General features: G+C 56.3%; 11 protein-coding genes. All 11 read right to left on the bottom strand.

Going from position 1 to position 10,748, the window contains the following annotated elements; all coding sequences use genetic code 11:
* Window positions 1-768, bottom strand: a complete 768-nt coding sequence (gene lpxA, locus D4A39_RS03110; RefSeq protein ID WP_022984277.1) for an acyl-ACP--UDP-N-acetylglucosamine O-acyltransferase — start codon at window positions 766-768, stop codon at window positions 1-3.
* Between the two features lie 92 nt (window positions 769-860).
* Window positions 861-1,301, bottom strand: a complete 441-nt coding sequence (fabZ, locus tag D4A39_RS03105; protein ID WP_022984276.1) for a 3-hydroxyacyl-ACP dehydratase FabZ — start codon at window positions 1,299-1,301, stop codon at window positions 861-863.
* A 36-nt stretch (window positions 1,302-1,337) separates the two neighbouring features.
* A complete protein-coding gene (lpxD, locus tag D4A39_RS03100) occupies window positions 1,338-2,351 on the bottom strand; it encodes a UDP-3-O-(3-hydroxymyristoyl)glucosamine N-acyltransferase (RefSeq protein WP_022984275.1) in 1,014 nt (337 codons plus the stop codon).
* On the bottom strand, window positions 2,351-2,851 hold the full coding sequence (locus D4A39_RS03095; protein WP_022984274.1) for an OmpH/Skp family outer membrane protein: 501 nt from the start codon (window positions 2,849-2,851) through the stop codon (window positions 2,351-2,353). The genes lpxD and D4A39_RS03095 overlap by 1 nt, the downstream gene beginning before the upstream one ends.
* Window positions 2,852-2,861: 10 nt before the next feature.
* Window positions 2,862-5,225: an outer membrane protein assembly factor BamA gene (bamA, locus tag D4A39_RS03090; RefSeq protein WP_052017466.1), complete on the bottom strand. Its 2,364-nt coding sequence runs from the start codon at window positions 5,223-5,225 to the stop codon at window positions 2,862-2,864.
* The gene (gene rseP / locus D4A39_RS03085) at window positions 5,222-6,529 is read right to left on the bottom strand and encodes an RIP metalloprotease RseP (RefSeq protein WP_022984272.1); all 1,308 of its coding nucleotides are present in this window, start codon (window positions 6,527-6,529) and stop codon (window positions 5,222-5,224) included. Before rseP ends, bamA begins: the two co-directional genes overlap by 4 nt.
* On the bottom strand, window positions 6,523-7,695 hold the full coding sequence (gene ispC / locus D4A39_RS03080; protein WP_119917469.1) for a 1-deoxy-D-xylulose-5-phosphate reductoisomerase: 1,173 nt from the start codon (window positions 7,693-7,695) through the stop codon (window positions 6,523-6,525). The genes rseP and ispC overlap by 7 nt, the downstream gene beginning before the upstream one ends.
* The gene (locus D4A39_RS03075) at window positions 7,692-8,516 is read right to left on the bottom strand and encodes a phosphatidate cytidylyltransferase (protein WP_022984270.1); all 825 of its coding nucleotides are present in this window, start codon (window positions 8,514-8,516) and stop codon (window positions 7,692-7,694) included. The genes ispC and D4A39_RS03075 overlap by 4 nt, the downstream gene beginning before the upstream one ends.
* On the bottom strand, window positions 8,516-9,298 hold the full coding sequence (gene uppS, locus D4A39_RS03070) for a polyprenyl diphosphate synthase (protein WP_022984269.1): 783 nt from the start codon (window positions 9,296-9,298) through the stop codon (window positions 8,516-8,518). The genes D4A39_RS03075 and uppS overlap by 1 nt, the downstream gene beginning before the upstream one ends.
* Before the next feature lie 67 nt (window positions 9,299-9,365).
* Window positions 9,366-9,923 carry a ribosome recycling factor gene (gene frr, locus D4A39_RS03065; RefSeq protein ID WP_022984268.1) on the bottom strand — a complete coding sequence of 186 codons (558 nt, stop codon included), beginning with the start codon at window positions 9,921-9,923 and terminating at the stop codon, window positions 9,366-9,368.
* 31 nt (window positions 9,924-9,954) lie between these two features.
* Window positions 9,955-10,692: a UMP kinase gene (gene pyrH / locus D4A39_RS03060; RefSeq protein ID WP_022984267.1), complete on the bottom strand. Its 738-nt coding sequence runs from the start codon at window positions 10,690-10,692 to the stop codon at window positions 9,955-9,957.
* Between the last annotated feature and the right edge of the window lie 56 nt (window positions 10,693-10,748).

Raw genomic sequence — 10,748 nt, 5'->3', positions numbered from 1 at the left:
TCAGCGAGTGATGCCGCGTTCCGAAGCCTTGAGGGAATCGATCAGGATTTGCAGCTCACTGGAAGATGGCAGCGCTTCCAGCTCGGTCAGGGCCTGCTCCAGAGTCAGCCCCTGACGGTACAGCAACTTGTATGCCTGTCGCAGGCTGGCGATCACCTCTTTGGACCAGCCACGGCGCTTCATGCCTTCAAAATTCATGCTACGGGCGGAAGCAGGGTTACCTGACACCATGATGTACGCAGGAATATCCTTGAGCACCAGCGAACAGCCAGAAGTCATGGCGTAAGAGCCGATCTTGCAGAACTGGTGCACCCCCGTCATGCCGCCGAGGATAACGCCATTGCCTACCTGGGCGTGACCCGCGATGGAAGCATTGTTGGCAAAAATACAATCGTCGCCCACGATGCAGTCATGGGCCACGTGCACATACGCCATCAACAGGTTGCGGCTGCCGATTTTGGTCAGGGAATTATCCTGAATGGTGCCACGGTGGATCGTCACCGATTCCCGGATGATGTTGTCATCGCCGATTTCCAGGCGGGTAGGCTCACCCTTGTATTTCTTGTCCTGGCAATCTTCCCCGACAGAGGCAAACTGAAAGATGTGGTTGTTCTTGCCAATGGTGGTCGGTCCCTTGATCACCACATGGGAGGCAATAACGGTACCGGCCCCGATGGTGACATCAGGGCCGATAATGGAATACGGGCCGACCTGCACATCCTCTGCAAGCTCCGCGGCCGGATCAATAATCGCGGTCGGATGAATCATTATGGTTTCACTTGTTCTTGAGGGTTAGTCAGCCAAGTATACGTTACTGGGCCGCTCGAACCGACCGTTAGTTTAACGGCAGGAACCGGCGATCAGGTACGGTGTTCAGCAACCAGCATTTCGGTGCTGGCTACCGTCTTGCCATTCACCTGGGCTTCGCAGACAAACTTCAGAATGTTGCGTTTTGTCGTAACGTGCTCGGCAAACAGATGCAGGGTGTCGCCAGGCAGAACCTGGCGTTTGAAACGCGTCTTGTCGGTGCCTACCAGCAGATAATTGAATCCATCCGCCGGTTTCTTGTTCTCCGTGACAAAGCCGAGGATACCTGCGGCCTGAGCCATGGACTCGATGATCAGTACACCCGGCATGATCGGCTCATGAGGGAAGTGCCCGTTAAAGAACGGCTCGTTGATCGTCACATTCTTGATCGCTTCCACGCGCTTGCCAGGCTCGAGATTCAGCACCCGGTCAACCAGCAAAAAAGGGTAACGGTGGGGCAGGTATTCCCTGACCTCAAGGATATCCATCATCATGATGTGTTCCACACAGAGAGGCTGCCTGGGCAGCCGTTAATCGTCGCTAAAGCGTTCCAGTTTGCGTACGCGGCGGGCGAGTTCATCCAGCTTTCGGAAACGGGCCACATTCTTGCGATAACGGGTCTGTTCATCTGCCGGCAAGGCAGAGCCATAGGTGCCTGGGCGGGTGATCGAACTGGACACCAGTGTCATGCCCAACACCTGCACCTTGTCGCAAATCTCAATATGGCCAGAAACGCCAACAGCTCCACCGAGCATGCAGTAGGAGCCAATCTTCGATGAGCCGGCAATCCCTACCTTGCCGGCGAGGGCGGTATGCTCACCAATCACCACATTATGGGCGACCTGAATCTGATTATCGAGAATAGCGCCATTACCGATCACAGTATCCTCGATGGCACCACGATCGACCGTGGTGCCACTGCCGATTTCCACATCGGCACCAATGCGCACGCCGCCAACCTGATGAATTTTGGTCCAGCCAGCGCCATTGAACGCAAAGCCGAAACCGTCGCCACCAAGTACACAATTAGCGTGTATGATAGTGCGCGGACCCAAGGTCACACCATGGTAAATTGTAACATTTGGCCAGATCCGGCACTGGTCGCCAATCACGGAACCGGCGCCCACAACGCTATTAGCCATGATGATAGCGCCCTTCCCCACCTGGACCTCAGCATCGATCACCACATTGGGTCCAATACTGGCCGATTCATCCACCCGGGCAGAGGGGTCAATCACGGCAGAAGCATGGATTCCTGAAGCAGGACTGGGGGCTTTGTCAAAAAAGGCACTGGCCTGAGCAAAACACAGGTAGGGATCCTTGACGATTAACGCCGCCACCGGACAGAAGGCTTTCTGCTCCTCGGTGATTAATACCGCCGCAGCCCCGGTTTTCTCCATGAAACTACGGTAGCGAGGGTTCGCAAGAAACGTCAGCTGTGAGGCTGTGGCGGACTGGATTGTGCCCAGCCCATCCACTGGCTGATCAGGATCCCCTACCAGCTCGGCACCAAGTTTTTCAGCCAGCTTGCCAAGGGTCAGCATTATTTCATCTTGTTCAGTTGATCACGAACAGCATCGGTTACATCAATAGCATCATCACCGACAAATACCGCAGCTTGAGCATTCAGCACCAGGTCCAGTTTCTGCTTCTTGGCCACTTGTTCAATGGCTTCCTGAAACTTGGGCCCCATCTCTTCCATCACTTCACGCTCAGTCGCTTGGGCGCGGCTCTGCAGTTTACGCTGCAAGGACTGGATCTCGATCATTTTCTGCTGACCTTTGGTACGCAACTCTTCCTGCTGATCGGCAGACATGGTCATACCTTCCTTTTCCAGCTTGCTGCGCAAATCCTGAACTTCCTTGCCCAGCTTTTGGAGTTTGGCTTCATCAGCACCCAACTCATTCTCAAGCGCGGACATGCGCTGCTTGACCAAAGCCGTTTCCTGCAGGGCTTTGAGCGGGTAAACGATACCGATACTGGTTTCGGCGATAGCCAGGGTTGGCAGCAGCATGGCAAAAGCAATCAGGCTTTTTTTCATCATTATTAAACTCCTAGAAAGTCTGTCCCAAAGAAAACTGGAATACTTCTGTGTCATCGCCAGGCTGATCATTCAGCGCCTTCGCCAGGTTGAAGCTCAATGGGCCAATGGCCGTCAACCAGCTCAAGCCGATGCCGGCAGAAGTACGAATGTTTTGCGGCTCGAAGTCCGCGAAAATGTCATCACGTTCGGTTTCAAACACGTTACCCGCGTCAACGAACAGAAAGGTTCTCACACTACGGGATTCGGGGGCAAAAGGCGTTGGGAAAATCAACTCGAGGCTAGCCTCGGTCAACAGGTTACCGCCAATGGGATCCGGATCCGGGTCCTTGGTGCCATTCAGGAAATAGCTAAGCCCTTCCGAGCGGGGACCGAGAGAGCGTGATTCATAGCCGCGCACCGACCCAATACCCCCCGAGTAATAGTTCTCGAAGAAAGGCAACACTTCATCGTCACCGTAGCCATCACCATAGGCAATGTCAGATCGAGCCCGCAGGGTCCAGTTCTGGCTGATCGGGAAGTATTTCTGACCGGTCCAGTTAAGCCGATAGAAACCGTAATCCGAACCCGGAACCGCCACTTCCAGCCCAAGCGTACTTGACCAACCACGGTCCGGCAGGATGCCACGGTTTAGCGTACTGGTTGAAAGAGAGGCATTGAACTTGTATTCATCAAACTGGGTGCCCTCCTTCACAAGGAAATTGTAGATATCCACCGCCACGAAATCTCCAGTGGTGATGTCAGTACGCTCGTAGGTTCCGCCAAAACTCAACCGGGAATACTCGGAGATCGGGTAGCCGAAGGTGACAGAACCGCCCAGCCGATCTGCAGCATAAGACGCGACAGTGGTTTCATCAAAGTCGATTTCCGAATAGAACAGGCTGAAACCTCGACTTACCCCATCAAGCGTGTAGTACGGGTTGTAATGGGAAAAACTATAGGAATCACGGATGTCTGAACGACTAAGGGCGAAAGACACCCGGTTACCGCTACCGCGCCAGTTGTTCTGGGTAACGTTCGCACCAAAAATAAATCCGGATGCATCGGAATAGCCTACATTGGCGCCGATCGACCCTGAAGGTTGCTCTTCAACCTGGTAGTCCACATCAATCAGATCATCAGAATTCGGCACCCGTGGTGTGTCCGCTTGCACAACACTGAAATACCCCAGCCGCTGCAGCCGCTGCCGCGAGAGGTCCACCAGTGATGTATTCGCCGGGGCTTTTTCGAACTGACGCAACTCACGACGCAAGACTTCGTCTTCAGTCTTGGCGTTGCCAGAGAAGTTGATACGACGGACATACACCTTGCGGCCCGGATCGACATAGAAGGTCACATCTACAGTGCGCTTTTCATCATCCGGATTGTGCTCCCTGCCCTTCACCTCAGCGAAGGTGTAGCCCTCGTTACCCAACCGACGCTTGATCAAATCATTGGTATAGGTCAGTAGTTGCTGACTGAAGACCTGACCTTTTTTAACAATAACCAGCGGTTTCAGCTGGTCTTCATCAACGACGAGATCACCAGCAAGATTCACTTCGTTTACTGTGTACTGCTCACCTTCTGCCACATTAACGGTAATAAACACGCTGCGGCGGTCAGGGGTTACCGAAACCTGGGTGGATTCAATCGAGAAGTTGATATAACCACGATCAAGGTAATAGGAAGACAAGCGCTCCAGATCGCCGCTCAGCTTTTCTCTGGAATATTTGTCATCGCCCTTGATGAATGACCAGAAACCCGTGGAATTCAGCTCAAAATCATTGAGTAGCTCTTCATCATCAAATAGCTGATTCCCAACAATGTTGATGTCTCGGATCCGTGCCGCCTTGCCTTCATAGATCTCGATCTTCAGGGCAACCCGATTACGTGGCAGTGCAACGGATTCTGTTTTGATGTCTGCGCCATAGCGCCCTTGGCTGACGTACTGACGCTCAAGCTCCCCGGCGATCGCCTGCAAGGTCGACCGCTGGAAAACTTCGCCTTCAGCAAGTCCAGCCTCTGTAAGACCTTTGCGCAGGTTCTCTTCATCAATGGACTTGTTGCCGGAGAGTTCGATGCGGGCAATACTCGGCCGTTCAGCGACCACCACCACCAAGTCGTCACCATCCCGACCCAGCTGCACATCTTCAAAGTTTCCTGAGGCAAACAGGGCCTGCACTGCATTGACTACGTCATCGCGACCGATTGTGTCACCTGCCTGAATCGGCAGTTCCGAATAGACACGCTCCACCGGTAGACGCTGAAGCCCTTCTATCCGGATATCGTGTACGCGAAACGGCAACTGATCTTGCGCATTCACCCAAGGCGCCATCACCAGGCAGGCCATTACTACCGTCCCTTTAAAGAGACGAATCAGGAGGTCCCCAAATATCATGAAAACTGCTTCACCAAGTCGTTGTAGATCGCCAAAACCATGAAGCTGATCACCAGCGTCAGCCCAACACCCTGTGCGGCCAATAAAAAGCGCTCAGGTAAACTGCGACCGCGAATCATTTCAATGATTCCAAAGAAAATCCAGCCACCATCCAACATTGGCACCGGCAGCAGGTTGATAACACCGAGTGTAATGCTCAGATAAGCCAGTAATGCCAGAAAACTGGCCATGCCGTAAGCCGCACTCTCACCAGCCACTTCCGCAATGGTGATCGGCCCGCCAATATTGTCCAGAGACAGTTTGCCGGTCACCAATTTCACCAGGCTTGCCCAGACCACATCTACCTGCTCCCCAAAACGGGCCAGGGAACCGGGAATCGCCGTTAACAGGCTGAACTCTTCCTGGTAAATGCCGCCAGGACCCACACCAATACGGCCAAAGGTCCGCCCCTGCTCGGTCACAGCCTGAGGCACCACCGTCAACGCGACGACCCGGCCCTCACGCAGCACTTGCAGGGTCAGAGCCTCACCAGGCGCAGACATGATGGTTTCCTGCCAGGGCTTCCAGCCCGTGACAGGCTCACCTTGCAGTGCAAGGACAAGATCGTCGCTGCGCAAGCCTGCCTGATCCGCCGCACCGTCTTCAAGGATCTCCCCTATCAAGACAGCCTGGCGGATACCCAGCGCTTCCAGCGGCGGCGTTTCCAGATCCGCTGTCCAGGGTGAGATATCCAGTTCACGCACCTGTTGCTGCCCTTTCGCCGTCGTCACCGTCACGGCCAGCGGCTCAGGTTCGCCCAGATGCTGAATCATTTCGTAGTAGAACGGCTGCCAGCCGCGCAGAGACACCTCACCCACAGACTCAATGGTGTCCCCCGGCTGGAAACCGGCCTGCTCAGCGACAGAGCCGGGCTCAATAGGGCCGACTACCGCGCGCATGCCACTCTGGCCGTAACTGGCCAACAGTACCCAATAGATCAGAACCGCGAGAATAAAGTTGAAGACCGGCCCGGCCGCATAGGTAATCACGCGTTGCCAGGCAGGCTTGGAAGAAAACTCACCCGCATCCCCCTCGGCGGTTTCATCTTCCCGGGCATCCAGCGGTTTGACGTAACCCCCAAGCGGGATGGCACTAATCACCCACTCGGTGCCCTTCTTGTCGGTAAAACGCAAGATTTTGGGGCCAAAACCCACAGAAAAGGTCAGCACGCGCACACCAAAGGCGCGCATGGCAAGAAAGTGGCCCCACTCATGGAAGGCCACAATAATGACGATGGTGACGACAAAAGCCAGAACCGTCAGCATCCACGCTCCTCAATCAATCGCCCCGCCAACCCACGGGCCTGACGATCAATCTCCATCACCGCATCCACATCCCCGCAAACGGGTGCTGCCTGGCGCTCCAGCGCCTGCTCCACCACCGCGGGAATACCCATAAAATCCAGTTTGCCGGCCAGGAAGGCCGCCACCGCTTCTTCGTTGGCCGCATTCAACACGGCAGTTGCCGTGCCACCGCTCTCCATGGCCGCCCGGGCCAGTGAAAGGCAAGGGAAACGCGCTGTATCTGGCGCTTCAAAATCCAGCCCGGCGAGCCGGGTAAAGTCCAGTCGTTGTGCCCCGGATTCCACCCGCTCAGGCCAGGACAACCCACAGGCAATGGGAGTACGCATATCGGGTGTCCCCATCTGCGCCAGCACGGACCCATCCCGGTAAGCGACCATGGAATGCACCACACTTTGCGGGTGCACTACCACCTCAATCTGTTCAGGCGTGACATCAAACAGCCAGCAAGCCTCGATAAACTCCAGCCCCTTGTTCATCAGGGTAGCGGAATCCACCGAAATCTTCGGCCCCATATCCCAGTTAGGATGCTTGACCGCCATCGCCGGGGTGACTTGCGCCAGCTGCTGCGACGTAAAGGTACGAAAGGGCCCGCCAGAGGCGGTCAGCAACAACCGCTCCACCCCGCCATCCACGCCGCCCTCCGGCAAGCACTGAAAAATGGCGTTGTGCTCGGAGTCCAGCGGTAACAGGGTCGCGCCGTGGCGCTTTACCGCATCCATGAAGAGAGAGCCGGTAACCACCAGGGCTTCCTTGTTGGCCAGCAATACCCGCTTGCCCTTCTCTACCGCCGCAAGAGTGGGCCTGACCCCTGCTGCACCAACAATGGCAGCAACAACAGTATCCGCCTGCTCATGGGCGGCAAGCGCCATCAGGGCTTCTTCGCCGGCCAGCACCTCTGTATCCGACCCGGCTGCCTGTAGATGGTTCCGCAGCAACTCTGCCGCTGCAGGGTCTGTCATGGCCGCATAGCGGGCGCCACTGGCCAGACATTGTTCTGCCAAACGCTGCCAGCGGGTGGCCGCAGTCAAGGCAAAAATACGATAGCGGTCAGGGTGCCGGGCCACTACGTCCAGCGTCTGCTGGCCAATACTGCCCGTGGCACCCAGCACCGTAATCTGCTGTGTCACAAACTGCCTCCCGGCAGCCCGAACCAGTTAAACCCGGCAAGCGCGATCGGCATGGCCGCCGTCACACTGTCGATCCGGTCGAGCATGCCTCCGTGGCCAGGCAGGATGGTGCCACTATCCTTGAAGCCACGCTGACGCTTGACCATGCTTTCAAACAAGTCACCCAGAGCGGACGCCAGCACCGTCATCAGCGCCACCGCCATCAAGGGAACCAGATTGGCCTCCAGCAACCCTGCCGCAAACACCCCTGCAACAACCAGCAACGCCAGAACCACACCACCGATCAAGCCTTCAATGGTCTTGCCCGGGCTCACCAGTGGCGCCAGCTTGTGCTTGCCCATGGCCCGGCCAGCAAAGTAGGCACCGGTATCCGCAGCCCACACCCATAGCAGAATAAACAGTAAGGCATATGGCCCTGCCAACCCTAGTGCGCCGGCGGCCTGTAATTGCACAACTGCGCCCCATGAGGGCACCAGCAGCAGCAAGCCAACAGGTGCCATCAGCCAGGGGCGGTACCAGAACCCTGCGTTGCCCGGGTACCCCACCACCAACACCAGCGCCAATAGCCACCACACCGGCATCGCATTCAGCAACCAGGCCGGCTGCCAAAACTCAGCGGCCGCCATGGCAAGGACCAGAACAACTGTCCACAGTAAACGAAACGCCAGTCCAACCTTGCCCATCAGGGCAGACCATTCCCAGCCCGCGACCGCAAAGAAAAGCCCGGCGACAATAGCAAAGGGGAGCCGGTCGAGACCGAAGACAGCGCCCAGCACGATGGGCAGCAACACCAGCGCGGTGATCACCCGCTGTTTGAGCATTATTGTTCTCCTTTCAGGCTGGCCACTTCCTCACCGGAGCGGCCAAAACGGCGCTGACGGCCGGCATAATCCTGCAGTGCGGCGTCAAAGGCTTGCGCATCAAAATCAGGCCACAACAGCGGTGAAAAACACAGTTCACTATAGGCCAGTTGCCAAAGCAGAAAGTTACTGATGCGCTGGTCACCACCCGTCCGGATCAGCAAATCAGGAAGCGGCAGGTCCGCCATGGAAATATGGGCACCAAGAAGCTCATCTGTGATCGCCTCTGGCTGCAGCTCACCAGCTGCAACCTGTGAGGCCAGCTGTCGAGCCGCGTGGGCAATATCCCACTGCCCGCCATAATTAACCGCGATACACACAGTCATGCGCTGATTGGCTGCGGTTTTCTCTTCAGCTTCAGACATCCCTTCCTGAAGGTCCCCGGAAAAAGCCCTGCGATCACCAATAAAACGAATCCGCACGTCATTGCCGTGCAGCTCGTCCACCCGCCCCCCGAGCGCCTTCAGGAACAGGGCCATCAGATGACTCACCTCGGCCTCGGGTCGACGCCAGTTTTCCGAGCTGAATGCAAACAGTGTCAGGACCTCAACACCCCGGGTTGCCGCCTGGCGGATAATGGTTTGCACCGCCTGCTCGCCAGCCCGATGCCCTTCTTCCCCCGGCAGGCCGCGTTTACGGGCCCAGCGGTTATTGCCGTCCATGATGATCGCCACATGACGGGGAATCACACCCTGATGCGAATCGATATCTGGCGCGCTGGATTGGGGCTGGTCACTGGCCATACTGCATCCAAAATAAAAGCGGGCTGACGCGCAGCCCGCAGGTACAACGGTTATCTGAACCCATGACTCAAACGGTCATCAATTCTTCTTCTTTCTCTTTCAGGACTTTCTCGACTTCCGCCACCATCTTGTCGGTGAGCTGCTGAATTTGCTCTTCGCCACGGCGCTGCTCATCTTCGGAGATCTCCTTCTCTTTGAGCAGTTCTTTCAGGTCGCTGTTGGCGTCACGGCGGATGTTACGAATGGAGACTCTCGCCTGCTCCGCTTCTGCGCGAACCACTTTCACGAGATCCCGGCGGGTTTCCTCGGTCAACGGCGGTAACGGCAGCCGGATCAGATCACCGGAGGTGGACGGGTTAAGCCCCAGATCCGACACCATGATGGCTTTCTCGATCTGTGGAATCAGGGTCTTGTCGAACGGCGACACGGTCAAGGTACGCCCTTCTTCCACAGAAATGTTGCCCAGCTGCTTCAACGGGGTTTCGGCACCATAGTAATCCACCGTAATGTTATCCAGCAGACTGGGGTGCGCACGGCCGGTACGGATACGTTTCATGGCCGTATCCAGGGCGTCCAGGCTCTTCTTCATGCGGGATTCCGCATCTTTGCGAATATCGTCAATCACCGTAGTTCCTCACCTTCTGTACAGGTGCTGCTTATTGTGCAGCTTCTACCAGGGTGCCTTCGTTCTCGCCCAGCATCAGATTGAGCAAGGCACCCTTCTTGTTCATGTCAAACACACGCAGCGGCATGGAGTGGTCACGACACAGGCAAATGGCCGTGAGATCCATGACGCCCAGTTTTTTATCCAGCACTTCGTCGTAGGTCAATACGTCATATTTGACCGCATCCGGGTTCTTGGCCGGATCATCATTATAGACGCCATCTACCTTGGTCGCCTTAAGCACTACATCGGCATTGATTTCGATGCCGCGCAGGCAAGCCGCTGAGTCAGTAGTGAAAAACGGATTGCCCGTACCCGCACAGAAAATCACCACTTCACCATTTTTGAGGTGGCGGTTTGCGTTGCGGTGATCGTAGTGCTCCACCACCCCGCTCATGGGAATCGCGGACATCAGGCGGGTGCGGATGTTCGAGCGCTCAAGCGCATCACGCAGAGCCAGACCGTTCATCACGGTGGCCAGCATCCCCATATGATCACCGGCGACCCGGTCCAGGCCCGCACTCTGCAAGGCCGCGCCGCGGAACAGATTGCCACCTCCGACCACCAGGCCAACCTGCACACCAATGCCAACCAGCTGACCGATTTCCAGCGAAATCGCGTCCAGCACCTTCGGGTCAATCCCGAAACCTTCTTCTCCCGCCAGCGCTTCACCGCTCAGCTTCAGCAAAATACGGTTGTAGCGCGGCGAGCGCTCCTTGTTTGTCGGCATTTCTAACTCTCCGCCACTCATGAAAACCCGCCATCATCCAAATGTGACTGCCGTTA

This window comes from Alcanivorax profundi (assembly GCF_003597125.1).
GTDB lineage: Bacteria > Pseudomonadota > Gammaproteobacteria > Pseudomonadales > Alcanivoracaceae > Alcanivorax > Alcanivorax profundi.
This window is presented reverse-complemented; position numbering and strand designations above follow the sequence as displayed.

Coding starts and splice junctions, on each gene's coding strand:
- lpxA (WP_022984277.1), bottom strand. CDS start 768: ATGATTCATCCGACCGCGATTATTGATCCGGCCGCGGAGCTTGCAGAG.
- fabZ (WP_022984276.1), bottom strand. CDS start 1,301: ATGATGATGGATATCCTTGAGGTCAGGGAATACCTGCCCCACCGTTAC.
- lpxD (WP_022984275.1), bottom strand. CDS start 2,351: ATGCTGACCCTTGGCAAGCTGGCTGAAAAACTTGGTGCCGAGCTGGTA.
- D4A39_RS03095 (WP_022984274.1), bottom strand. CDS start 2,851: ATGATGAAAAAAAGCCTGATTGCTTTTGCCATGCTGCTGCCAACCCTG.
- bamA (WP_052017466.1), bottom strand. CDS start 5,225: ATGATATTTGGGGACCTCCTGATTCGTCTCTTTAAAGGGACGGTAGTA.
- rseP (WP_022984272.1), bottom strand. CDS start 6,529: ATGCTGACGGTTCTGGCTTTTGTCGTCACCATCGTCATTATTGTGGCC.
- D4A39_RS03075 (WP_022984270.1), bottom strand. CDS start 8,516: ATGCTCAAACAGCGGGTGATCACCGCGCTGGTGTTGCTGCCCATCGTG.
- uppS (WP_022984269.1), bottom strand. CDS start 9,298: ATGGCCAGTGACCAGCCCCAATCCAGCGCGCCAGATATCGATTCGCAT.
- pyrH (WP_022984267.1), bottom strand. CDS start 10,692: ATGCCGACAAACAAGGAGCGCTCGCCGCGCTACAACCGTATTTTGCTG.